Origin of the sequence: Pseudomonas sp. Q2-TVG4-2 (genome assembly GCF_013620795.1) — a bacterium.
In the GTDB taxonomy this organism is placed as follows: Bacteria; Pseudomonadota; Gammaproteobacteria; order Pseudomonadales; family Pseudomonadaceae; genus Stutzerimonas.
Genome location: NZ_LGLW01000008.1, coordinates 176834 through 201156, shown reverse-complemented (window position 1 = coordinate 201156; position 24323 = coordinate 176834). Strand labels below are relative to the sequence as shown.

General features: G+C 61.1%; 22 protein-coding genes and 2 riboswitches. Of the genes, 14 read left to right on the top strand and 8 right to left on the bottom strand.

Annotated features, from left to right (window positions below; translation table 11 throughout):
* Window positions 1-18 precede the first annotated feature (18 nt).
* The 3 genes from H3028_RS17745 to H3028_RS17735 all read right to left on the bottom strand — a co-directional run bounded on the left by H3028_RS17745 (window position 19) and on the right by H3028_RS17735 (window position 1894).
* Entirely contained in the window at window positions 19-603 is a 585-nt protein-coding gene (locus H3028_RS17745) for a LysE family translocator (RefSeq protein ID WP_181298544.1), read from the bottom strand.
* An 86-nt stretch (window positions 604-689) separates the two neighbouring features.
* Window positions 690-1331, bottom strand: coding sequence for a DUF1109 domain-containing protein (locus tag H3028_RS17740; protein WP_181298543.1), 642 nt, complete (start codon window positions 1329-1331; stop codon window positions 690-692).
* Window positions 1328-1894, bottom strand: a complete 567-nt coding sequence (locus tag H3028_RS17735) for a sigma-70 family RNA polymerase sigma factor (RefSeq protein WP_181298542.1) — start codon at window positions 1892-1894, stop codon at window positions 1328-1330. Before H3028_RS17735 ends, H3028_RS17740 begins: the two co-directional genes overlap by 4 nt.
* 222 nt (window positions 1895-2116) lie before the next feature.
* Between H3028_RS17735 and H3028_RS17730 the strand changes: the two genes are divergently transcribed.
* The 10 genes from H3028_RS17730 (at window position 2117) to H3028_RS17685 (ending at window position 13968) form a co-directional block, all read left to right on the top strand.
* Entirely contained in the window at window positions 2117-2389 is a 273-nt protein-coding gene (locus tag H3028_RS17730; RefSeq protein ID WP_168425475.1) for a DUF2282 domain-containing protein, read from the top strand.
* A 15-nt stretch (window positions 2390-2404) separates the two neighbouring features.
* The gene (locus H3028_RS17725) at window positions 2405-3247 is read left to right on the top strand and encodes a DUF692 domain-containing protein (protein WP_181298541.1); all 843 of its coding nucleotides are present in this window, start codon (window positions 2405-2407) and stop codon (window positions 3245-3247) included.
* Window positions 3244-4035 carry a DNA-binding domain-containing protein gene (locus H3028_RS17720; RefSeq protein ID WP_181298540.1) on the top strand — a complete coding sequence of 264 codons (792 nt, stop codon included), beginning with the start codon at window positions 3244-3246 and terminating at the stop codon, window positions 4033-4035. The genes H3028_RS17725 and H3028_RS17720 overlap by 4 nt, the downstream gene beginning before the upstream one ends.
* A gap of 1 nt (window position 4036) precedes the next feature.
* Window positions 4037-4510, top strand: coding sequence for a DoxX family protein (locus tag H3028_RS17715; protein ID WP_181298539.1), 474 nt, complete (start codon window positions 4037-4039; stop codon window positions 4508-4510).
* Window positions 4511-4631: 121 nt separating this feature from the next.
* Window positions 4632-5303, top strand: a complete 672-nt coding sequence (locus tag H3028_RS17710) for an HAD family phosphatase (RefSeq protein WP_181298538.1) — start codon at window positions 4632-4634, stop codon at window positions 5301-5303.
* A 100-nt stretch (window positions 5304-5403) separates the two neighbouring features.
* Window positions 5404-6657: a DUF2254 domain-containing protein gene (locus H3028_RS17705; protein ID WP_181298537.1), complete on the top strand. Its 1254-nt coding sequence runs from the start codon at window positions 5404-5406 to the stop codon at window positions 6655-6657.
* Window positions 6658-6933: 276 nt separating this feature from the next.
* On the top strand, window positions 6934-8340 hold the full coding sequence (locus tag H3028_RS17700; RefSeq protein WP_181298536.1) for a DegQ family serine endoprotease: 1407 nt from the start codon (window positions 6934-6936) through the stop codon (window positions 8338-8340).
* A gap of 141 nt (window positions 8341-8481) precedes the next feature.
* Window positions 8482-8832 (top strand): hypothetical protein, encoded by a 351-nt coding sequence (locus tag H3028_RS17695; RefSeq protein WP_181298535.1) that lies wholly within the window; start codon window positions 8482-8484, stop codon window positions 8830-8832.
* Window positions 8833-9142: 310 nt separating this feature from the next.
* Window positions 9143-12223, top strand: a complete 3081-nt coding sequence (locus tag H3028_RS17690; protein WP_181298534.1) for an ATP-binding protein — start codon at window positions 9143-9145, stop codon at window positions 12221-12223.
* Between the two features lie 220 nt (window positions 12224-12443).
* Window positions 12444-12541: riboswitch (glycine riboswitch) on the top strand.
* Between the two features lie 6 nt (window positions 12542-12547).
* Window positions 12548-12643: riboswitch (glycine riboswitch) on the top strand.
* Between the two features lie 59 nt (window positions 12644-12702).
* Window positions 12703-13968, top strand: coding sequence for a D-amino acid dehydrogenase (locus tag H3028_RS17685; RefSeq protein ID WP_181298533.1), 1266 nt, complete (start codon window positions 12703-12705; stop codon window positions 13966-13968).
* Window positions 13969-14004: 36 nt separating this feature from the next.
* Here H3028_RS17685 and H3028_RS17680 read toward each other — a convergent pair whose 3' ends face one another.
* The 4 genes from H3028_RS17680 to H3028_RS17665 all read right to left on the bottom strand — a co-directional run bounded on the left by H3028_RS17680 (window position 14005) and on the right by H3028_RS17665 (window position 15540).
* Complete coding sequence (locus H3028_RS17680; protein ID WP_181298532.1) at window positions 14005-14346, bottom strand: FKBP-type peptidyl-prolyl cis-trans isomerase; 342 nt, start codon at window positions 14344-14346, stop codon at window positions 14005-14007.
* An 86-nt stretch (window positions 14347-14432) separates the two neighbouring features.
* Window positions 14433-14786 (bottom strand): YkgJ family cysteine cluster protein, encoded by a 354-nt coding sequence (locus H3028_RS17675; RefSeq protein WP_181298531.1) that lies wholly within the window; start codon window positions 14784-14786, stop codon window positions 14433-14435.
* A 72-nt stretch (window positions 14787-14858) separates the two neighbouring features.
* Window positions 14859-15284, bottom strand: coding sequence for a GNAT family N-acetyltransferase (locus H3028_RS17670; RefSeq protein ID WP_375154431.1), 426 nt, complete (start codon window positions 15282-15284; stop codon window positions 14859-14861).
* Window positions 15229-15540: a hypothetical protein gene (locus tag H3028_RS17665; RefSeq protein ID WP_181298529.1), complete on the bottom strand. Its 312-nt coding sequence runs from the start codon at window positions 15538-15540 to the stop codon at window positions 15229-15231. Before H3028_RS17665 ends, H3028_RS17670 begins: the two co-directional genes overlap by 56 nt.
* Before the next feature lie 197 nt (window positions 15541-15737).
* Between H3028_RS17665 and H3028_RS17660 the strand changes: the two genes are divergently transcribed.
* From H3028_RS17660 to H3028_RS17650, 3 genes are all read left to right on the top strand, one after another.
* Window positions 15738-17882 (top strand): 4Fe-4S binding protein, encoded by a 2145-nt coding sequence (locus H3028_RS17660; protein ID WP_181298528.1) that lies wholly within the window; start codon window positions 15738-15740, stop codon window positions 17880-17882.
* A 149-nt stretch (window positions 17883-18031) separates the two neighbouring features.
* Entirely contained in the window at window positions 18032-19219 is a 1188-nt protein-coding gene (locus H3028_RS17655) for an acetyl-CoA C-acyltransferase family protein (RefSeq protein WP_181298527.1), read from the top strand.
* Window positions 19220-19339: 120 nt separating this feature from the next.
* The gene (locus H3028_RS17650; protein WP_181298526.1) at window positions 19340-20248 is read left to right on the top strand and encodes a chemotaxis protein CheV; all 909 of its coding nucleotides are present in this window, start codon (window positions 19340-19342) and stop codon (window positions 20246-20248) included.
* A gap of 63 nt (window positions 20249-20311) precedes the next feature.
* Here H3028_RS17650 and H3028_RS17645 read toward each other — a convergent pair whose 3' ends face one another.
* Window positions 20312-21430 carry an SMP-30/gluconolactonase/LRE family protein gene (locus H3028_RS17645; RefSeq protein WP_375154430.1) on the bottom strand — a complete coding sequence of 373 codons (1119 nt, stop codon included), beginning with the start codon at window positions 21428-21430 and terminating at the stop codon, window positions 20312-20314.
* A 381-nt stretch (window positions 21431-21811) separates the two neighbouring features.
* Between H3028_RS17645 and H3028_RS17640 the strand changes: the two genes are divergently transcribed.
* Window positions 21812-24175 (top strand): DNA polymerase II, encoded by a 2364-nt coding sequence (locus H3028_RS17640; protein WP_181298525.1) that lies wholly within the window; start codon window positions 21812-21814, stop codon window positions 24173-24175.
* Window positions 24176-24323 lie beyond the last annotated feature (148 nt).

The window sequence follows — 24323 nt, the reverse complement described above, 5'->3', positions numbered from 1 at the left end:
ATGTGGCGGCAGGATCTGCTATGACAGCAATAGATAAGCTGCACAGCCGACCAGCAGCGCCGCCATGATCCGGTTGAACAATCGCAGCCGCGCCGCATCGCCCAGATAATGCCGCAGGAAGCTGCCAGCATAGGCCCAGCAAGCCAGCGAGGCGTAGCAGATCACAAAGTAGATCACTGCGAAGCGCCATACCGATGGCGCATCACCGGCGGTGGCGAACAGCCCCATGCCGGCCACCGAGGCGAGCCAGGCTTTCGGATTCAGCCACTGCATCATCGCCCCGTAGAGCATCGTCGGTTGCAAGGTTGGTTTGGCGCTAAGCCGGCCATCATCGCTCGCCAGCCGATAAGCCATGTACAGCAGAAATGCGACGCCAGCTAGACGGATGGATTCAGTCAGCCAGGGCCAGCGACTCAGCACCTCGCTTAGCCCAAGACCGATCAGCAACAGCAGCACGGTAAAACCGATGGTGGCTCCGCTGACGTGACGCATGGCGGCACGCAGGCCGAACTGAGCGCCAGCAGTGAGTGCGACAATGTTGACTGGGCCGGGTGAGATGGAAGAGGCCAGCGCAAAGGCGGCCATTGAGAGAAACAAGCTCATCGAAACTCCTCGTTTCGCGCAGGATTACTGCGCGAAGATAGGAGCCGGCAAGGCGCTGGTATTGAACGAAATGCGCGTTCGGCGCTTTACCAGCGCAGCAGACGAGGCCCCAGCAAGGCGCCGAGTGCGGTGGGTCCCAGCATGCCCAGCACATACCAGACCGCCCAGAAGGCAACGCTCATCTCCGGGCAGTGCAGGCTGTAAGCGAGTGTCGCCATCGAGCCGGCCAGCAGGCCGCCCGCGGCCCCTGCCAGACGCAGCCGGGTGGGTGCCAGTCCGCGCATGGCCCAAAACACCGTGACGAACGCAGGTACCGAAAGCACGGCAATGTTGAGCGGGCATACCTGCCAGGTCTCGCCAAACACCAGTACCCAGCGGCGCTCGGCGGATGCGCTGAGCAGCAGTCCCGCTGCCGCCAGCCATACGGCACCCACCGGCAAGCTGATTGCCGCCCAGCTGGCGCCGGCGCGCACGCCGGGCCGAGCCAGGCGCGTGCTCATCATCAGGGAGCCGCCAAGCAGCGTGGCCGGCAGCGCGACCTTGCCCCAGAACAACGGCGTGGTCGCCACTTCGGCGAGGTCCGGACGCACGCCGAAGAACGTCAGCAGCCCCAGCAGTGCGAGCAGCAGGCCAATCACGACCGCAAGGCTGAAGCGCCAGGCGACGATTCGGTTTCCCGTGGGGGGGACGTTGCTGGCGAGCATTGAAATCAGGTCATCGGTTTTCATCGGGCACCTCTAATCAGGGCGGCCAGCGCCTTCAGGCCGCGATGCACGCCAACTTTCACGGCGGAGACGGATAGCCCCGTGAGTGCGGCTGCCTCGCTCACTGAGAGCCCCTGCACCTTGACGTAAAGTATCGGCAAACGCTGCTTGTCCGGTAATTGCTCCAACAGCAGGGCCAGATCGCGCTGTGCCTGGTCGGCCTGATGATCTTCACGGGCGAGCAACATCGAATCGTCGTCCAAAGAGTCATTGAGGGCCTCGCGACGAGCATGGGCGCGGAAATGATCCGTCAATTTGTAGCGCGCAATCGCTTGTACCCAGGCGGTGAGCGGTTGGTCCGCGCGATAGGTGTGACGCGCGTTGTGCACCGCCAGCAAAGTTTCCTGCAGCAGGTCTTCCACGTCTGGTGTTTGCAACCGGCGCCGTAGAAAGCTGCGCAGATGCGCCCCGAGCAGCATGAGGAATTGCCGGTAAGCCGCCTCGTTGCCCTCTAGTCCCTGCAGCAGAAGTGCTTGCAGGCGGGCCTCGCGCTCTTTTAACGCTTTATGACTGGTAGTTCGTTGCATCGAGCGCTCTGGTTACAGAGGGAAGGAGTTTTCGCCGCGACAATTCAATTGCGTGTTACCAGCCGCCAGGCCGCCGCACGTCGCTACGGTAGAGCGGGCGAAAAATATCTCAAAGAAAATCTCCATCACTGTAACCGCGAGCGGTCGCCGCGCGAACTAACGATTGAGTGGCCATCAACAACTGTTGGCCGCATGTCGCGAATCGCATGGAGAACTACCAATATGAACAATCTCGCCCTTGCCGCCGCAGCTGTTGCCCTTGCATCCCTTGCCGCCGGAGCCACGGCTGCCGAAAAAACCGAAGGCGCCATGGAAAAATGCTATGGCGTCGCGCTTGCGGGCCAGAACGACTGTAAAGCCGGCGCCGGCACCAGTTGTGCTGGCACCTCGAAGACGGATTATCAGGGCAACGCTTGGAAGAACGTACCAGAGGGCACCTGCACCTCGATCGAGACGCCTAATGGCACTGGCTCGCTGACGCCGATCGACGCCTGATCGAGGACGCTGCCGATGGTCATGTCAGCTCACCTGGGGGCTGGTCTCAGCCTTAAGCCTGAGTACTACGAGGCGGCACAGGAATGTGGCGCCTGCGGAATCTGGTTCGAGGTGCACCCGGAGAACTACATGGCTGACGGCGGCGCCCGTCTTGCCTGGCTGGAGGCAGTCGGAGAACGCCATTCGCTTTCGCTGCACGGCGTGTCGCTGTCGCTGGCAGCCGACTGCCCACCGGACAAGGCACATCTGCAACGACTCAAAACGCTGGCTGAGCGGGTTCGGCCAGCCTTGATTTCAGAACACCTCGCTTGGTCCGCCTGGCGAGGGCAGTACCATCCCGATCTGTTGCCATTTCCACGCACCGACGCCGCGCTGACGCGGATCGTCGACAACGTTCAGCGCACCCAAGACCTGCTCGGGCGGCAGATCGCTGTGGAGAACCCCAGCCACTACCTGCGTATCGAGGGGCACGAGTGGGACGAAATCGACTTTCTTACCGAGCTGGCCCGGCGCAGTGGCTGCGGCTTGCTGTTGGACATCAACAACGTATTCGTCAGTGCACATAACCTCGATTTCGACGCGCTTACCTATGTCGATCGATTCCCCGCTCAGGCCGTCATCGAGGTGCACCTGGCCGGGCACAGCCAGGATTGGCAGGGAGATTCCGGTCTGTTGATCGATTCCCACGATGCACCAATCACCGCTGCGGTATGGGCGTTGTACCAGCGTCTGATCGAGCGAATTGGCGCGAGGCCCACCCTGATCGAACGTGACGACCAGCTGCCGTCGTTCGCAGAGTTGCTGGACGAGCGCGACTGCGCACAGCGGTTGCTCGATCAGCAGAGGAGGGTGGGATGAGCGTATCGCTTGGAAGATTTCAAGACGCGTTCGTCGAGGCCTTGCAGGGTGTCGAGCCCGAGGGCTCCGATGAGGCGGAATGGATGCGCGCGCTGACCAAGCAGCCAGGCTTCGCGGTGTACCGCAATACGGTAATGAAAGGCTGTGTGGACGCGCTGCGAGCCAATTTCCCCACTGTCGATCGACTGGTCGGCCCCCAGTGGTTCGCCGCGACCGCCGCACACTATGTCCGTAGATCGCCCCCGGTACTGGCGCAGCTGATCGAATATGGCGTCGATTTCGCTGACTTCCTTCAGACCTTCGAGCCGGCGCGCGAGTTGCCCTATCTCGCCGATGTGGCTCGGCTCGACCGTCTCTGGATCGAAGTGTTCTGTGCCGCCGAACAACCGCGTCTCACACTGAATGCGCTTGCCTCGCAGGCACCTGACGGGCTGGCTGGAATGCGCCTGCGGCCTTGCGCGGCAGTGCGCTGGCAGTGGTTTCCACTGCCTGTATTCACCATCTGGAGCTGTAACCGTGAACGGACTGATTTGCCTCAGCCACTCGTCTGGCAGGGCGAAGGGGCGCTGGTGTGCCGTCTGGATGGATGCATTGCTTGGCAGGCGCTGAGCGTCGGCGGCTGTACCTTTCTCGACGCCTGCGCAGCGGGCCGTACGCTGGATGAAGCCTCGACGTTGGCCCTGCGGGCCCAGCCCGAACTGGACTTCACCGACCTGCTGGCACGCCTGTTCGCGGCCGGCGTATTTGTCGCTGAGTACGGCGACCCGATGAGCAATGGAGACCGCTGATATGGATGCGCTACAAAAAACTTCAGCCAGCCCGGGATCGCGGCTGTTGCAACACTGGAACCGAGTCGCCGGCTGGCTGCAGGCCGTTATCGGTGATTCTGCGCTGAGCCTGGTGGCACGCCTGGCGATCGCAGCAGTGTTCTTCAATTCCGGTCGGACCAAAGTCAGCGGTGTGCTCACGATCAAGCCAGGCACGTACAGCCTGTTCGAGACCGAATACGCCGTGCCGCTGCTTTCACCTCAACTGGCGGCACATCTTGCTACCTATGCCGAGCACCTGTTTCCGCTATTGTTGGTGTTGGGCCTGCTGGCGCGACTGTCGGCACTGGCACTGCTGGGGATGACACTAGTGATCCAGATATTCGTCTATCCGGATGCCTGGCCAACCCATCTGACCTGGATCGGCTTGATGCTGATCGTGATCGGCCGCGGCGCGGGTTGGTGGTCACTTGATCGGCTGCTGGGGATTCGCTGAGCCGCCCTAATGATTGTCACCAAAGAGGCGGTAAAACTCGACGGGCTTGTTGCAGTCCAAGGCCTGTCTCCGCTTCTGGAGGCGTCGCGCCATTGCCGCGCATTCACCACCAGGAGATCCGATGGCCACTATCGACCTGCTGATCAGCGATTGCGATGGCGTTATCGTCGACAGCGAAATCATCAGCCACCGTGTGCTGTTCGAGGCGCTGAGCCTGTATGTGCCAGCCGACCGATTGAGTAGCGCACTGGAGGGTACCTTCGGCCTGACGGTGCCGAGCATCATCGACCTCATCGAAAAACGCTTCGACCTGACGATGCCGTCGACTTTCGATGCTGACCTGCGTCGGCAAAGCGAAAAAGCCGTCGCAGAAGAGGTTCAGGCGATCCCTGGCGTGCGTGAGGCGTTGCATGCCATCGATCTGCCTCTGGCGGTAGCGTCCAACAGCCGCCTGCACAATGTCGAATCGTCACTGCGACGCGCGGGTCTGACCGAGCGGGTAGCGGGCAACATCTTCTGTGCCGATATGGTGGCTTCACCCAAACCGGCTCCGGATGTGTATCTACTGGCTGCCGAACGCATGGGTGTCGCGCCCGGACATTGCTTGGTGGTGGAAGATAGCCCGACCGGCGTACTGGCCGCGCGCACCGCCGGGATGCAGGTGATCGGCTTCACCGGCGCCAGCCATATTCCGGCCGGCCATGATCAGGCGTTGCGTGAACTGGGCGTTTCGGCAGTGATCGATGACATGCGCGACCTGCCGGCTATGGTTGCGCGCTTCCTGGAAGGCTGAGCGATCGGTTACCGACCGGGAAGGCAACAAACTGCTCGCCTTGCGCAACGGTCCGGGCCTGGCCTTGTCTGTAATGAAACGGACAGATGGCGGATAACAGATGGTCGAACGTTGGAAGTGGTTTCTCATCCGCATCAGCAAGCGGCCCTGGTTCAGGGCGAGCCTGTTTTCAGTTCTGGGCGTCGCGACCGCGCTACTTGCTTTGGCGGTGGCGCCCTATATCCCCGACGATGTTCCTACCAAGATCGGTTCGGATGCGGTCGACAACATCCTTGGCGTGCTGGCCTCGAGCATGCTTGCGGTGACCACGTTTTCGTTGAGCATCATGGTTGCGGCCTATGGTTCAGCGACCAGTAACGTGACCCCGCGGGCCATTTCGCTGTTAGTGGAAGACCCCACGACGCAGAATACGTTGTCGACCTTTATCGGTTCGTTCATTTTCAGCCTGGTCGGCATCATCGCGTTGAGCACGGGGCTTTATGGTGCGGAAGGTCGCGTCGTATTGTTTGCTGCGACCATCGCCGTGGTCATTCTGGTGGTTTATGCCCTCTTGCGTTGGATCGATCAGCTGTCAGGGCTGGGCAGGGTCGCGGAAACCACGGCGAGAGTCGAACGCGCCGCTACCCGAGCGCTGTGCCAACGAATGGAGCAGCCCTATCTTGGCGGCTGTCCGCTTGAGGTAGACCCTCGAGCGCTGCCGGGTGCGCGTCCGCTATATGCCGACAAGGTTGGTTTCGTGCAACACATCGACATGCCTGCGCTGGGCGGGCTGACCCGATCGGAGCAGCATTCGATCTACATCTGCGTACTGCCTGGCATTTTTGTGGAACCGACCCAGCCGATCGCCTGGTCGATAGGCATCGATGAGCAGTGTGACGACACGCTGCGCGACGCCTTTGTCATCGGCGCGCAGCGAACCTTCGACCGTGACCCGCGCTTCGGCATAACCGTAATGGCTGAAATCGCATCCCGGGCATTGTCACCGGCGATCAACGACCAGGGCACAGCCATCGATGTCATCGGTCGCGGTGTACGCGTGCTGTCGCACCTGTCCAGACCTTCACCGCCTGAAGAGCCTAAGTTCGATCGAGTATTCGCACCAGGGCTCAGCGTGGCGGACATGCTGAATGACTTCTTCACGCCTATTGCCCGCGACGGCGCGGCAGTGGTGGAAGTGGGTATGGGGCTGCAGCAGGCGCTGGCTTCGCTGGCACGGCTTGGCGACGCAGCGATCTCGGTTGCCGCGCGCCGACAGGCCGAGCTGGCGCTCAAACGAGCTGAAACAGCGTTGACGCTGCCCGAAGACCATCAGCGTGTGCGGCAAGCTGCTATAGATGCAGGCTTTGCCGGATAAGTGCGCTAGCGATCTTCAGTTGGTGGCTTTCGGCTGGCGCCGGTGGCAAAACTTACTTTCCCTTTACGTCTGCTTCACACGAAGCTGACCATCAGGGGAGTAAAGTCCGGTTCAGGCTGACGGAACAGCCGGCTCCATTGGGTGGGCTTGCCGCGGCGGGCTGTCGTATCGTCAAACGGCCGTGCAAACGCGGCGGCCCGCTGCTTTTTTGACCTAGACTTTCGCATCCCGCCAGAGTGGGTCGGTCTTAAATATTTCGTGGGGAGACCAGTCACCATGATCCTTCATAAGAATTTCCTTGCTGTCGTGGCAGGCGTCGCGTTGTTCGGGCAGGCGGTCGTCGCTCAGGCTGAACTACCGGATTTCACACCGCTGGTCGAGGATGCCTCGCCGGCGGTGGTCAATATCAGCACCAAGCAGAGTAAACCCGTCCGCGGTGGGCCAGCGCAAATGCCTGACCTCGAAGGTATACCGCCGATGTTCCGGGAGTTCTTCGAGCGTGGGCTGCCGCAGCAGCCTGACCGTCGTCGCGAGGCTCAATCGCTGGGTTCCGGTTTCATCATTTCGGAGGACGGCTACATCCTGACCAACAACCACGTAGTCGCCGATGCCGATGAAATCATGGTGCGTCTGCCGGACCGCAGCGAACTGCAAGCCAAGCTGGTGGGCGCCGACCCACGCAGTGACGTCGCTCTACTCAAGATCGATGGTGATGATCTGCCAATCGTGAAGATCGGCAACTCCGAGGAGCTGAAGGCGGGCGAGTGGGTCGTTGCCATCGGCTCGCCGTTCGGCTTCGACCACACCGTGACGGCGGGTGTGGTCAGCGCGACCGGTCGCAGCCTGCCGAACGAAAGCTATGTGCCCTTCATTCAGACCGATGTAGCGATCAATCCGGGCAACTCCGGTGGCCCGCTGTTCAATCTGGAAGGTGAGGTGGTCGGCATCAACTCGCAGATTTTCACTCGTTCGGGCGGCTTCATGGGCTTGTCGTTCGCAATTCCGATCGACGTCGCGATGGATGTCGCCAATCAGTTGCGTGAGAACGGGAAGGTGAGCCGCGGCTGGCTCGGCGTGGTCATTCAGGAAGTGAACAAGGACCTGGCCGAGTCGTTCGGTCTCGAACGTCCTGCCGGCGCGCTCGTTGCGCAGGTGATGGACGGAGGGCCGGCAGCGAAGGGTGGCCTGAAGGTCGGTGATGTGATTCTGAGCCTGAATGGCAAATCCATCGACATGTCGGGTGACCTGCCACATCTGATTGGCGCGATGAAGCCGGGCAGCACTGCCAAGCTTGAGGTGGTTCGTGACGGCGATCGTAAGACGCTGAGCATCGATATCGGCGCGCTGCCGGAAGACGGTGATCTCCTGGCTTCTGGCCCTGGCACGGGCGGCAGCACCCATAGCGACAACCGAATGGGCGTATCCGTGATCGAGCTGACCGAGGCACAACGCCAGGCACTCGAAATCAGCGGCGGCGTGGTCATCAGGGAAATCAGCCAGGGGCCGGCCGCGATGATCGGTTTGCGCCCGGGTGACGTCATTACCCATCTCAATAACCAGGCCATTGATTCGGTGGAGACCTTCAGTCAGGTGGTCAAAGCCTTGCCGAACAACCGCTCCGTGTCGATGCGTGTGCTGCGTGAAGGGCGGGCGAGCTTCATCACGTTCAAGCTGCCGAAGTAATCCCAGGCACGATCGGAAAAGGCCCGCTTACAGCGGGCCTTTTTTCGTCCGTCGACGTTGGACGCAAGCCTTGTGCGCCTGTGCGAACTCGACTGGCGGGCAGCGGCTCCATATGGTTTGAACATGCATCTGGAGGCTTCGATGAAAATCTTTCTGACGCTGGGATTGCTGATACTGCCGGGCCTGACAGCGGCCGCGCCGCTGGCGCTCGAACGTGAACTGAACGATCTCCACCTCGATGTGGAGATCAGTGAGCTGGACACCGACACGCAAGCGGGCATCGAATCCGGGCGGGTGCAGGTAATGATCACCAATCACGAGCGCTTCAAGGTAGCGTGCCAGCTGCATCCGGGGGCGACCGAGGCATCCCCCGGCCTGGACAGCACGCCCATCACCATCATCGCGCCGGAGGGACGCCGCGCGCTCACGATGAGTGGCGAGTATGGTGATTCGACGTTGAACGCGTTACTGAGGTGTATCCGCGACGAGTGATGGAGGCAATCTACACGTTAGTTGGAACCGGCCGTCTGCCGTCAACTTTCCTGTTTTGAATGGTCTTTCGAATGTTCTTCGAGTTCCGGTGATAAGGGTTGACGAGATGGGCCGGCTGGGCGAAATGCCGCGAAAGTAGGGGGCGTCGTCTGATTGGAATCGCTTAAGCTAAAGTGCTCATCCAGAGCTGCATCCGTTTTTGAATGTCGGTGGGTTTGAACCACTGCCGACGCCCTTATCCGGCCGGGGCATCAGAGGTCATACTAATTTGAGTCACGCAAGTGGAGCGAAGCCGGCCCGGTCGGTACCGTTGCGCAGTCGTCTGCTGACCATCGCGCTTGCCGGGATCCTGCCTCTGGCCCTGGTTGCTGGCCTGGGTCTGATATCGATCGTCAGCGACCAGAAGCAGATGGCCCAGCAACGCAGCCTCGAAGCAACACGCCTCGCCGCTACGGCAGTTGAAATCGAACTCGTACGGTCACTGAACGTGTTGCAGGCGTTGTCGCAGTCACCGTTGCTTGGAGACGGTGCGCTCGACAGTTTCGCCGACATGGTCCAACGCGTACTGCCAACGGTCCCTGCCTGGCATTCGCTGCTGATCATCACGCCGGATGGCGAGGTCATCCGGCGAATCTCCTTGTATGACCCGCCTGAATCCAAGGCGATAGCGGAGCCGGAAAGCTTCGCTGAATTGATGCGCACGGGCGAACCGCAGGTGGGCAACATGGGGTTCGGGCCTGGTGACATGTGGGGCATCCCGTTGCGCGTACCTGTGCATGTTGGCGCCGAGATTCGCTATGTACTTACGGCCGTGATCAAGCCCTCGGCCGTCGGCAACGTCATCAGCAACCGCCGGCTGCCGGAGGGTTGGGTGACTACGGTGCTGGATGCCGATGGGTTGCGCATCACCAGAACCCACCGTCATATCGAGACGCTCGGGAAGCCGGCTTCTCCATCCCTCGTGGAGTTGCTGAAGGAGAACGAGGCGGAACAGGGTACCGGTATGACGACGACTGTGGAGGGTACGTCCGTCTTCACTGCGTTCGTGCGGTTGACCCCCTCGAGATGGGTGGTGGCGACGGGCGTACCCACCAGCGAAGTCCAGGCCGGTGCCGTCAGGGCATTCACGCTGTATGGTGGGGGGCTGCTGCTGTCTCTGTTGTTGGCGGTTGCTGCGGCGTTGTTCGCCACGCGACGAATCAACGTACCAATGCGTCAGTTGCGCCGCGCGGCGCAGGCAATCGGTCAAGGCCAGTCGGTGCGCCAGGGGCCGGACAGCGAAATTGAAGAGATACGGGAGGTCGGTAGGGCTCTGGCCGCCGCCGCGCAGGCGCGCAAGGCTAGCGAAGCTGAGCGCGACAGTATGCTGTCACGGCTGGAACTGGCCCAGCAGGACCTCACCGAGCAGGTCAGCGATCTGAAATCGCTACAGGCACTCGGCAACCGATTGCTTCAATTGCCGACGCTGGACGCGCAGCTACAGGCTATCGTTGAGGTGTTATGCGAGCTTCACGGTGCTGGACACGGGCTGCTTACCATCAGAGAAGGGGCGTCCTCGTTACGTATACATGCATCTGAGGGCTTCTCGCGCTCCTCGCTTGACCAACTGAACAATCTACCGTCCGGGGCCAGCGTGGACGCTACCGCCATCCTCGAAGGTCGCCGGGTTGTAGTCGAAGACACCGAGGCGGATCCGCGGTTCGCCGGGCTGCTTCCGCTCGCTCGCACCGAGGGCTTCCGGTCGATACACGCCACGCCGATCAGACACAGCGATGGCAGCGTACTCGGGACCTTGTCCGTTCAGCTCCGTGAGCCCCGCCTCCCTACCGAGCGCGAGGTGCGCCTGGCGGATCTTGCGGCGGGTCTCGCGGCAGTCTTCATCGACCGCGCGCGAGCCCAGACCAAGGCCGGCATGTTCGAGCAGCGACTGCGGGTAGCCCTGGAATCATCCACGGTGCCATTCAGCATCCTTTCCACGCTGCACGATGCGAGAGGCCAGGTGGAGGATTTCCTGTTGGCGTTCATCAACCCAACGGGAGCCGCCGCTCTGCGCGGAACGGTAGCGGATCTGACCGGACGCCGCCTCACCGAAGTGCTTGGTCCGAATGCTAATGCGCAGACCCTGGAGACGCTTGTGGCAGTGGCCACACACCAGCGGCCGCGTGATCTCGAATTGCGTAGTACTGCGTTCGGTGGTGACCGCTGGGTGCGCCTGGTTGCCACCCCGTACGAACAGAGTATCGCCGTCTGGTTTGCCGACGTGACCGAATCAAAGCACCAGGAACAGGCGATCCTGGAAGCTGATCGGCGTAAGGACGAGTTCCTCGCCACCTTGGCACATGAGCTGCGTAACCCACTGGCACCCATACGCCTGGCGGCTGGTCTCGTCGGTTCGCCGACTGCCTCCGAAGCGCAGAAGCAGCGTAGCCAACAGATCATCGAGCGGCAGGTCCGGCACATGGCGTTGCTGCTGGATGACCTGTTCGATATTTCTCGTATCACCCTCGGCAAGCTGGCGCTGCGTAAGGAGTCGCTGGATCTTGGAACGGTGGTTGAGGCAGCGGTCGAGACTGCTCGGGCCAAAGTCGAAGCGAAACAGCACGAGCTCATCTTGAATTTGCCGGAAGCGCCGATCCAGGTGGAAGCGGACCCTCTGCGACTGGAGCAAATTCTTGTCAATCTGCTGAACAATGCCGCCAAGTTCACTCCCCCTGGCGGGCGGATTCAGGTTAGCGCCGCATTGGTGGATGAGACCGCAACGGTATCGGTTATCGACAATGGATTGGGCATCGCACGCGAACACCTCAAGCTGATCTTTGAACGCTTTGCCCAGGTGCCCATGAGCCGGACGCAGGTCAACACCGGTTTGGGGATTGGCCTGGCGCTGGCGAAGGGCCTGGCAAACCTTCATGGCGGTGACATTCGCGTCAGCAGTGCTGGGTTGGAGCAGGGGGCGGAGTTCAGGCTGAGCCTGCCAGCGCTCGCGGTGCAATCAACCGACACACAACAGACAGAGCAAGGCAGGGCTACCATCAACATGCGGCGCGTCCTGGTTGCCGACGACAACCGAGACATCGCAGAGACCATGGCTGAAGTCCTTCGGTTGGAAGGTCATGAGGTGCATCTGGCTTTCGATGGTAACGAGGCGTTCGAACGCTATCAGCAGCTCAAGCCGGAAGTGGTACTGCTGGACATTGGCATGCCCGGCCTACGTGGCGATGAGGTCGCACGGATGATTCGTTCGCAGCCCTCGGATTTCCGCGTTCGGCTGATCGCCATTACCGGTTGGGGGCAGCCGAGTGACAAGGAGAATGCACTGGAGGCCGGATTCGACGTGCATATGACCAAGCCCGTCGATATTGCCCGGTTGATCGCTATTGTGGGAGCGTAAAGAAGTATCCCCCAGCCTGCTTGATCGGACCGCTGTGATCGTTTCGGGGCCGTAGGAGCGAGATGCACCAGGCTCCGTGGCGAGCGTTCCGGTCGCTTGTTGCTCCGGGTGGATCGCTCTTCGGTTGGCCGCAAAAAGCGAGTGCCATAACGGGATTTTTCTGGCACCTTTGCAACCTAAGTGGCAGTCGCCAGGCGTCGTTGATCGTGCTGGTGCACATGGTGTGGTATCGGGAGAGACTGTAGCGGCATCGCCGCCTGCAGCGCCGAAGGAGCAACCGCCCCGGAAACTCTCAGGCAAAAGGACCGATACCACAGCTTTAGACTCTGAAGAGCCGCCGGGCCGTCGTCGCCCGCCGCACCGAAGGAGCAAGTGGGCGCCGCTATGGCTGCTCATGAAACTCTCAGGTCCAGAACAGAGGGGGCGTCTGATCCGCCTATTGCGGACGGGCTCTAACCCTGACGTTCTGGAGCTTCAAGATGAAAACGATCGCTGTCATTGGTGGCGGTATCACCGGCATCACTACCGCTTACGCACTGGCCAAACGCGGATTTGCCGTCACTTTGTTTGAAAAGCACCGCTATGCCGCGATGGAAACTTCCTTCGCCAACGGCGGCCAGCTCTCCGCGTCGAATGCCGAGGTCTGGAACCACTGGTCGACCATCATCAAGGGTCTCAAGTGGATGCTCAAGAGCGATGCGCCTCTCTTGGTCAACCCCAAGCCGAGTTGGCATAAGCTGTCCTGGTTCGCCGAATTCATCGGCTCCATTCCGCAGTACCGTCGCAACACCATCGAAACCGCACGTCTGGCTATTGCCGCCCGCGAGCATCTGTTCGCCTGGGCCGAGGAAGAGGGCATCGCCTTCGATCTGAAGAAGGTCGGCATCTTGCACATCTACCGCGATAAGGCTGGTTTTGACCATGCAGGTAAGGTCTCGACTCTACTAGCCCAAGGTGGCCTGCCGCGCCGAAGCGTGACACCGGACGAGATGCGTGCCATCGAGCCGACGCTGGCAGGGCAATATTACGGCGGCTATTACACCGAATGCGATTCCACCGGCGACATCCACTTGTTCACCAACGGCCTCGCGGCGGCGGCCGTTCGTCTGGGTGTCGAATGCCGTTACGGGCAGGAGGTGAAAGGCGTGACGACCAATGGCCGACAGGCCTCCGTTATCCTCGGCACGCCGGGTGGCGAAGAAACCCTGGAGTTCGACGGCATGGTGGTTTGCGCCGGAACGGCCAGCCGGGCGTTGGCTGCGCAATTGGGCGATCGCGTGAACATCTATCCGGTCAAGGGCTATTCGATCACCGTCAATCTCAATGATGAAGCCAGTCGCGCCGCCGCGCCGACCGTCAGCCTGCTGGACGATGAAACCAAACTGGTCACCAGTCGTCTCGGCGATCATCGTCTGCGCGTCGCCGGTACCGCCGAGTTCAACGGCTACAACCGTGACATCCGCGCCGATCGAATCCGTCCGCTGGTGGACTGGGTAGCCGAGTGCTTTCCCGGCGTCAGCACGCAAAGCGTCGTGCCTTGGACCGGCTTGCGCCCGATGATGCCGAACATGATGCCCAAGATCGGTCGCGGCAGCTCTGCGTGCGTGTTCTACAACACTGGCCACGGCCACCTCGGCTGGACCCTGAGCGCCATCACCGCAGACATGATCGGCGATGTGGTGGGTCAATCGCTGGGCTCGCCAAGTGCCGTCCAGACCGCCACTCAGCAGACCGCCCTGGCTTGATAGGCCACAATGACCGCGGCGAAAGCCGCGGTCGCTTCAGTCATCCCGCGTCAGCACTTCCAGCAGCTCGATTTCGAACAGCAGGTTCGAGTCCGGTGTGATGTGTTCGCCGATCTGGCGTTCGCCATAGGCGAGGTGGGCGGGGACCAAGAGTTTGCGCTTGCCGCCAACCTTCATGCCCATCAGCCCGATGTCCCAACCTTTGATCACGCGACCGGTGCCGATGACGCATTGGAACGGCTTGCCGCGTTCGTAGGATGAGTCGAAGGTGGTGCCGTCTTCCAGCTGGCCGCGGTATTCGGTAGTGATCAGGGCTCCCTTGACCACTGCCTTACCGTCGCCGAGTCGGAGGTCTTCGATCTGCAGTTCTTTGCCCATCTGTTTCTCTCCTGAATGGGTTGCTAGGGTCTGTTGCCGTTCCCATACTTGCAGCAACGAGGCTCGCGTTGAGACGGCAACAGACCCTATACCAGTACCTGACGAGTGCTGGCGATAAGCTGATGCACCTGTTTTTCCACCTCCGGCGCAGTGGGACTTTCCGGGCTGCGGCCTCGGGGGCAGGGCAGGCTCGCGGTAGTACCGAACAGTCGGCAGATGAGAGGGCGCTCGGCGTAGGCTTCGCAGCCATTAGGGCCGAGATGCACGCAGTCCCAATGCGCTAAGGCGGCATCGTGTTCGGCGTCGCTGCGGTGAGGCAGTCGAGCCATTTCCTCGGACGACGCCGTCACCGGCCCGCAGCAGTCATGGCAGCCGGGCTCGCAGGCAAAGCCGGGAATTTGCTGGCGTAGCCGATCGATCTTGCGGTTGGTGCAGCTCATTGCAGGCGCATCTGGATTGGGCGCGCGCATGGTACCTGCCCAAGGCGGCGATCGCAGCCGGCGCGGACTTTTTCAAGCAGGCGAGTCGATGATGTCGTTCCACTCCGGATGCTTCTTCACATAGTCGGCGACGAACCCGCAAACCGGTACGACACGCTTGCCTCGGCGGCGTGCATCGTCGAGCGACTCGCGGACCAGCTTACTACCCATGCCCTGTCCAGAGAGGCTCTGGTCTACCTCGGTGTGGGTGAATACCTGGCGCTGGCCGTCGTCACGGTATTCGGCGAAGCCGAGGTCCTGACCATCGACCTCCAGCACGTAGCGGCGCGCACCGTCATCGTGACGTACTTTGGCGTTGTTATCGCTCATTGAGTCTTCCTCCCGGGAATAGCGGTGGATCAGGGCGTTCTTCGAGGACCAAAAGGCCAGGCGAGAGCAGGTGTTACAGTTGATCGACCAGTTCTCTGCCCATCTCACAACCGCGCTCGAGCGCTTCATCGAAACTGCGGTAATGCTGCGTTTGATCGATGTTGACCGGGACGACGATTTCACGGTCTTTTACCACTTCGGCGCCCACGGCCCAGAGCGTCTCGCCGAAGGTTTCATACTCATAGCCAGTGATGTGCACGATCACGTCGTGGTCGCGGTAGACCAGCCGATGGCTGTGTGGGATCTGATGATCGCTACCGCTCGGGATGTGTGCGGGCGTATCGAAGTAGGGCTGTTCGGCATCCGGTTTGACGGCCTTGCTCATTGCTGGTCCTCCTGGGTTTGTCTGGATTGGGCCCGAGGCAGTAGCTCATCGTTCCCGACGTCGACGCTGCTTGCGATAAACGTATACCTGTCCGGGGCGGCCTAGACTGAAGTACTGCTTTTCTGACCTGCAAGTCGCATGGTGTCCAGAGGGCTGCTGATTAGCATGGGTGTATAACCACAAGCCTAGAGGCACCCATGACTCGCAGCGCCACCTTGATTCCGTGCGTGCGCGCGCTCTTGTTGTTGTGCGTACTGGTCAGCCCATCGCTCTTCGCTCAGGGCCTGGAGGAACAGGTCATGCAGCTGTTTCCCAAGGCCACGCGCATCGAGCCCAAGCAGGAAAGCCCGCCGGTCTACAGCGCGTATCAACTCGACGAGTTGCTCGGCTATGCCTTTGAATCCACCGACTACTCCAATCTCCAGGGCTTTTCCGGCAAGCCGATACGGCTGCTGATCGGCATGGATCCGCAGGGCGTACTGGCCGGCATCAAGGTGCTGGAACATCACGAGCCGGTATTTCTGCACGGGCTTGGCGAGCAATCTCTGTTCGATTTCGTTGAGCAGTATCGGCAAAAATCGATTGGCAAGCCCATTGTGGTAGGCGGTCGGGAAGGGGGGATGGCCGCGAGCGACTCCGTGACACGGATCGACGGCGTGAGCAAGGCCACGGTGTCGGTGGTCATTCTCAACGAAACCGTTCTGCTCTCCGCGCTGAGCGTTGCGCGGCAGTTACTCGAAGGTTTTTCCAGTGGCCCGCTGGCGACCGCCAAGCCTGATCTTTACCAGCCGCTCGATTGGGGCGAATTGCTTCGAGAAGGTTTCGTTCAGCGCTGGATGGTCAGTCGCAACGAGGTGGAGCGGGCGATAGGCCATACGCTCGATGACTATCCGGAACTCGTGGCGGACGGAGAGAGCAGGCCCTTCAGCGATCTGCATTTCGCCTACCTGAACGCGCCGACTATCGGCCGTAACCTGCTCGGTGACGCGGAATTCCAACGACTGATGGAAGAGCTGAAACCCAATGAACAGGCACTGCTGGTAATGTCGTCGGGCATATATCGCCATGTACCGGACGACTTCATGCCCGCCACCACGCCGAGTCGACTGGTCCTGATGCAGAACGATCACGCCATCGAACTGCACGACATGAACTTCAACAACGGTGCGGTGCTGGCAATGTTGAACGTGCCCATCGATGCGGATGAAGCGCACGTGTTCCGGATCAAGGCACACAATGCATTCAACCCCGCAGAGCCGGCCGGCCTGCGCCTCAACGTAAGGTTGCCGCGCAACCACCTGGTGGAAACCCACACCCAGTTCACCCGAGACTTTCAGCTCGCCCCCGAGCTGTTCGACGTCCAACAGGCACAGGTTGTTGCCGAGCCGGTCCCGGTCTGGCTGCGGATGTGGCAGGAGCGCTGGTGGCAGGTTGGAGTGTTGGGGCTGTCATTGCTGCTGCTGACCGGTGTGTTCATCTGGCAGCACCGCATCAGCCGGAATAGCCGAGGATTTCACCTGTTCCGGGCCGGTTTTCTGCTGTTCACGCTGGTGTTCATCGGCCTCTACGCCCAAGGCCAGCTGTCGGTGGTGAATATCTTTACGTTGCTTCTGGCGCTGTGGAAGAACTTTGATATCCAGGTATTCCTGATGGACCCGGTGATCTTCATGCTCTGGAGCTTCACCTTCGTCAGCCTGTTCATCTGGGGGCGCGGCGTATTCTGCGGCTGGCTTTGCCCGTTCGGCGCGCTGCAAGAGATGCTCGGTTGGATCGCCAAGCGCTTGCACATCCCGCAATGGAAAATCTCCGATAGCAGCCATCGGCGGCTGCAATGGTTGAAATATCTGATTCTGATCGGGCTGGTGTCCACGGCTTTTTATTCGCTGACCCTGGCCGAGCGGCTGGCCGAAGTCGAACCCTTCAAGACCAGCATCACGCTGTTTTTCGTGCGCTCTTGGCCCTTCGTGCTCTATGCCATGTTCCTGCTCGGGCTCGGGCTGTTCGTGCATAAGTTCTATTGCCGCTATGTTTGCCCGCTGGGTGCAGGGCTGGCGATGCTCGGCAAGTTTCATCTGTTTTCCTGGCTCACGCGCATCGACCCCTGCGGCAAACCCTGCCAACACTGCAAGAACCATTGCGAGATCGGCGCGATCAAGCGCGACGGGCGCATTGACTACGGCGAGTGCATCCAGTGCCTGGAGTGCATCGTTATTCTCAACGACCAGGATCAGTGCGTGGCAACCATAAGCGCCCGCAAGAAATCCGCTAAAGCTGATCGTCATCGTCAAGGCACGCTTATTGCCACCGATGCCATGGCGCCTCGCTCCCGGTCGGCCTCCTAGCAAGCTCGGAAAATGACCGATGCGTTCTGCGAATCTGCAGAGTTGATATGCGGGTTTTCCTTATTGTGCTCCTCAGCCATCTGGCTAGGATCGGGCTTATCCTCGCGCCATCGATCGGCGCGACCCGAGAAATAGCAGGGAGAACCCCCATGACAGAACGCGAAATCGTCGTCGTCGGCGCTGTCCGCACAGCGATCGGCTCTTTTGGCGGCGCGCTGAAGGACGTCGACCTGACCACCTTGGCCGCCACGGTCTGCCGCGGCGTGCTGGAGCGCTCCGGCACGCCGCCGGACGCCGTCGGTCATGTCGTGATGGGTAATGTCATACCCACCGAACCACGCGATGGTTACCTGGCGCGGGTTGCGGCGGTGGATGCGGGCATCCCACTGGAAACACCGGCGTTCAACGTTAACCGCCTATGCGGCTCGGGCCTGCAAGCGGTGATTTCAGCAGCCCAGTCGATCCTGCTCGGCGATACCGATGTGGCGATTGGCGGTGGCGCGGAGAGTATGAGCCGCGGCCCGTTCATCCTCCCTAACATGCGCTGGGGCGCGCGCCTCGGCGACAGCCAGGCGATCGATTATATGAACACGCTGTTGCACGACCCCTGGGGCAAGTTCCATATGGGCGTGACCGCCGAGAACGTCGCTGAGCGCTACGGCATCAGCCGTGAACAGCAGGATGCACTGGCGCTGGGAAGTCAGCAGCGCGCCTCCCGCGCCTTGGAGAATGGCTATTTCCGCGAGCAGATCGTTCCGGTTGAAACCCACAGCCGCAAGGGCTCCAGCCATTTCGACACGGATGAGCACCTGCGCCCGGATCTGACCGCCGAGCGGCTTGCGGCCTTGAAGCCGGTATTCAAAAAGGATAACGGCACCGTGACTGCTGGTAATGCGTCGGGGCTGAACGATGGCGCCGCGGCGCTGGTGCTGGCCGAGGCCGGGCGGGCACAGGGATTAGGCTTGACGCCAATGGCGCGGCTGGTCGGCTACGCCCATGCCGGGGTCGACCCAGCCTACATGGGCATCGGCCCAGTGCCGGCAGTGCGCAAGGTGCTTGAGCGCACCGGCATCAGCCTGGAACAGATCGACGTAATCGAAGCCAACGAAGCCTTCGCCGCCCAGGCCTGCGCCGTGATGCAGGAACTCGGCATGGATCCGGCGAAGGTAAATCCCAACGGCTCGGGCATCTCCCTGGGCCATCCGGTCGGTGCGACCGGCGCGATCATCAGCGTCAAGGCTATCCACGAATTGCAGCGTATCCAGGGGCGCTATGCGCTGGTAACCATGTGCATCGGTGGCGGGCAGGGGATCGCCGCAATATTCGAGCGCTGCTGACCGAAGGCTCGGCAATTCGTCGGAAGCCGCTCAGGCCACTGAAGATTTCGCCGCGCCGGCCGACAAGTTCTGACGAGGTGTTATCTACGCTACGAGACCGGCTCTCCCACAGGACTATTCATGAACAACGCATCCGCCACCGACGCCTTATCGCTTCTGCTATTCACGCTTCGCAGCGGCAAGCAGATGGCGATCAATCTGTTGAAGGTCAGCGAGATCATTCCGACGCCGTCGTTGACCCGCCTTCCCGAATCGCATCCTCACGTGAGAGGTGTCGCCACGCTGCGCGGGCAGCCGCTATCAGTCATCGACCTGAGCCTGGCCATCGGCATGGCGCCCTTGCAGGACCCCAAGGGTGGCTGCCTGATCGTGACCGAGATCAGCCGCTCGAAGCAGGGCTTGCATGTGCAGGCGGTGGTGAAGATTGTGCATATCCAGTCCTCCAAAATTCTGCCGCCGCCTTATGGGGCGCGAAACAACTCCTTTATTACCGGTACGGCCGATGTCGACGGTGAGCTGATTCAGATTCTCGATGTGGAGAAGGTGATCCAAATGATCGCGCCGATTCCGGGCGAGGCGGATATCTCCCATCTCGATGATCAGGATGCGCAGCTGCTTACCGAAACCCGCGCGCTGATCGTCGACGACAGCCAGGTCGCCTTACACATGTCGGTGTCGGCGCTGAGGAAGATGGGCATTACTTGTCATGCGGTGCGCAGCGCCCGCGAAGCCTTTGAAAAGCTCGATAAGCTGAAGGACAGCTACGAGGCAATCAACGTCGTGGTGTCGGATATCGAGATGCCGGAAATGGATGGCTATACGTTCACCCAGACGCTTCGCAAACATCCGGATTACGCCTCCATCTATGTGCTGCTGCATACCTCACTGGATAGCACCATCAGCACCGACAAGGCCAAGGCGTCCGGCGCTAATGACATTCTCACCAAGTTCTCTCCGCCGGAAATGGCCAAGTGCATGCTGCGCGCAGCACGGGTGATACATCTGGGTGAGGACGTCTCGGTCGCCTGAGGGACGCATTCGCGACAAGCTCGCTCCTACCGGGAGCGAGACGTGCTGAGCGCTTGTTGAGGGTCAGGCCTGAGCCTTGCCGAACGTTGCGTCGCGTGTGTTGACGTAAAGCGCGTACAACGAATGGCTGCTGGCCATGAACAGCCGGTTGCCTTTGCTACCGCCGAAGCAGAGATTGGCGCAGCGCTCAGGCAGCCTGATCTTGCCGATCGCCTTTCCCTGCGGATTGAAGACCATTACCCCATCCAGATCGGCGGTCACGGCTTCTGGCGAGCCCGAGCTGCCCCAGCCGCACCACAGGTTGCCGTCCTCGTCGCACTTGATTCCATCCAAAGCGCCGTAGGCAGGTGCTTCGATGTGCTTGCGGCGCTCGCCCAAGGTGCCGTTATCGTTGACCGGGTACGCCCATACCAGCCGATTGGGCTTCGCCCGGCCTTCGACGACGTAAAGCGTTTTCTGGTCTGGCGAGAAGCACAGCCCGTTGGGACCGGAGATGGAGTCGATCACACGGGTGACGACGCCGGTTTCGCCGTCGATGCGGTAGACGGCGTCCGGCAGCTCGGTTTGAATCTTGTGGCCCTCGTAGAAATTGCTGGTCTGGAAGGGCGGGTCGGTAAACCAGACCGAGCCGTCTTGGCGGACTGCCAGATCGTTCGGCGAGTTGAAGCGTTTGCCCTCGAAGTTATCGGCCAACACCGTGATGCTGCCGTCCGGCTCGGTACGCGTGACCCGACGACCTTGGTCGTTGGTGGTGGACCCTTCGCACACCAGCAATCGCCCCTGCAAGTCACGGTTCAGACCGTTGGAATGGTTCGAGGGTTGTCGATAAACGTCGAACGAGCCGGTGATCTCGTCCCAGCGCATGATGCGATTTTCCGGAATGTCGCTGACCAGCAAATAACGACCATCGCCGACCCAGACCGGGCCCTCGGCCCAGCGCATGCCGCTGGCGATTTTCTCGACGCTCGCGTTGAACAGTCGATACTTGCTGAAACTCTCATCAAGTATTTCCACGAGCTCATCCGGGTACCGCTGTGTCAGCGGCTCGGCGAGGCTGAGCCGGGGCAGGCCCAGGCTTCCCATCGAGGCGATTCCAGCGGACACCATCAACGTGTTTTTCAGAAAGGCTCGGCGGGCGTTGCGTGGGTCGTGATTGGCGGAATCGTCGTGCATTGTCGTCATGGCGTGCGTCCTACGTAAGGTTTTTTATGGGCGAACGAATCCGTTCCGCCGGAGATGGCGGTTAGGAGATCCGCGAGGGGTCAGTTAATCAGTCGAGGCGGGCTGTAGGCGTGACGCAACAGCGGCAGAGCGCGCACGGCGGTTGGGCATGAGGGCATGCGGCTTATCCATTGTTATTGTAAGCTTATGTCGTCGTACAACTGCGATCAGTATTGTTAGCGTATGGGCGTTTGTCAAAGCCGGATATTGGAGGGAGAAAAAGATCTTACGCCGCCTCGTCGCTCTTGTTCGACATCGTATGAGCCGCGCTTTCGCTCGGTCGCATCCGCTAAGTCATTGCCACGTAGAATGGTCGCCTCGAAAGAATAAGGACGGCGAACGGTGGATCTGCAGCAGGGCTTTGTCCTGACCCGGCACTGGCGCGATACAGCGGATGGGACCGAGGTGGAGTTCTGGCTCGCGACCGATGCCGGCCCGCGCCGGATCCGCGTGCCTTACCAGCCTTCGGTGGCGTTCATTCCAGCGGCGCAGCAGCACAAAGTGGAACTGCTGCTTAAAGGCGAGCGCGACGTCGAGCTGCGCCCCCTGAACCTGACCGATTTCCGCCATCGCCCGGTGGCCGGCCTGTATTGCAAGCAGCACCGTCAGTTAATGAATCTGGACAAGCGCTTACGCGCCGCCGGGCTGGATGTGTATGAGGGAGATATTCGTCCGCCGGAGCGCTATCTGATGGAGCGCTTCATCACCGCGCCGGTTAGTTTTACCGGTACCCCGAACGCCGAGAGCGTGCTGGTCGACGCACAGATCCGACCAGCGTCGGACTACCGGCCGCAACTCCGGCTGGTCTCGCTGGATATCGAAACCACCATGCGCGGCGAGCTGTATTCCATCGCGCTGGAAGGCTGTGGCCAGCGCCAGGTCTATATGCTCGGCCCGGCCAATGGCGACAGTTCCGCCGTGGATTTCCAGCTGAACTACTGCGACAGCCGTAAGCAGCTGATCGAGCGGCTGAACGACTGGCTGGCGCTGCACGATCCGGATGCCATCATCGGTTGGAACCTGGTGCAGTTCGATCTGCGCGTGCTGCGTGAACAGGCGCAGCGTTATCAGGTACCGCTGCGCCTGGGCCGCGGTGGGGAGGAGATGACTTGGCGCGAGCATGGCAGCCGAGGCAACCATTTCTTCGCGGCGGCGGCGGGCCGGCTGATCATCGATGGTATCGAGGCCCTGCGTTCGGCCACCTGGAGCTTCCCCTCGTTCAGCCTGGAAAACGTCGCCCAAACGCTGCTCGGCGAAGGCAAGGCCATCGACACGCCTTATCAACGAATGGATGAAATCAACCGCATGTTCGCCGAGGACAAGCCGGCCCTGGCGCGCTACAACCTCAAGGATTGCGAGCTGGTCACGCGGATCTTCGACAAGACCGAACTGCTAACCTTCCTGCTCGAGCGCGCCACCGTCACGGGATTGCCGGCCGATCGCAGCGGCGGCTCGGTGGCGGCGTTCGAACACCTCTATATCCCGTTGATGCACCGCCAGGGTTTCGTCGCGCCGAACCTTGGCGAGCGACCGCCGGAGGCCAGCCCCGGCGGCTTCGTGATGAACTCGCAGCCGGGCCTGTACGAATCGGTGCTGGTGCTGGATTACAAGAGTCTATACCCCTCGATCATCCGGACCTTTCTCATCGATCCGGTGGGGCTGGTGGAGGGGATGCGTCATCCCGAGGGCAGCGACTCGGTGCCTGGCTTCCGCGGTGCGCGCTTCTCCCGCACGCGGCATTGCCTGCCGGCGATCGTCGAGCGGGTCTGGGAAGGGCGCGAATCGGCCAAGCGCGAGGGCAACAAGCCACTGTCCCAGGCGCTGAAGATCATCATGAACGCGTTCTACGGTGTGCTCGGTTCCAGTGGTTGCCGTTTCTTCGATCCGCGCCTGGCTTCGTCCATTACCTTGCGTGGGCACGAGATCATGCGCCACACCCGCGAGCTGATCGAGGCCGAGGGCTACAGCGTGATCTACGGTGACACCGATTCCACTTTCGTCTGGCTCAAACGCGCCCACAACGACGAGGACGCGGCGCGCATCGGTAAGCATCTGGCGCAGCAGATCAACGGCTGGTGGCGTGAGCACCTGCAGCGTGAGTTCGGCCTGCAGAGCGCCCTGGAATTGCAATTCGAGAGTCACTTCAAGCGCTTCCTGATGCCGACCATTCGGGGTGCGGAGGAGGGCAGCAAGAAGCGCTACGCCGGGCTGGTTACTCGCCCTGACGGCAGCGACGGCCTGGTATTCAAGGGCTTGGAAACGGTACGCACCGACTGGTCGCCGCTCGCCCAGCAGTTTCAGCAGGAGCTGTACCGGCGCATCTTTAACCGCGAACCCTATCAGGACTACGTGCGCGATTATGTCCGCAGCACATTGGCCGGCGAGCTGGACGAGCTACTGATCTTCCGCAAACGCCTGCGCCGCCGGCTGGACGACTATGAGCGCAACGTCCCTCCGCATGTGCGCGCCGCGCGGATCGCCGATGACTACAACCTGCAGCAGGGTCGCCAGCGGCAGTATCAGAACGGCGGCTGGATCAGCTACCTGATCACTGTGGCAGGCCCGGAACCGCTGGAGGTGCGCCGGGCCGCGATCGACTACGACCATTATGTGAGTCGCCAGCTGCAGCCAATCGCCGATGCCATCCTGCCATTCGTGGGCGACAGCTTCTCAGCGCTTATTGATGACCAGCTTGGCCTCTTCTGAGGCGCCCTTCAAACTTCGTTGTAGGCCTGAAATGACGTTCCTTGCTTCTCAACTGTTCGGTTTCATTATCGGCACTGCCCGCTGAGCTGCAGGTCGCGGCGCTTCGTATACGAATTTAAATGTTGAAATCATTCATATGCGTAGTAAC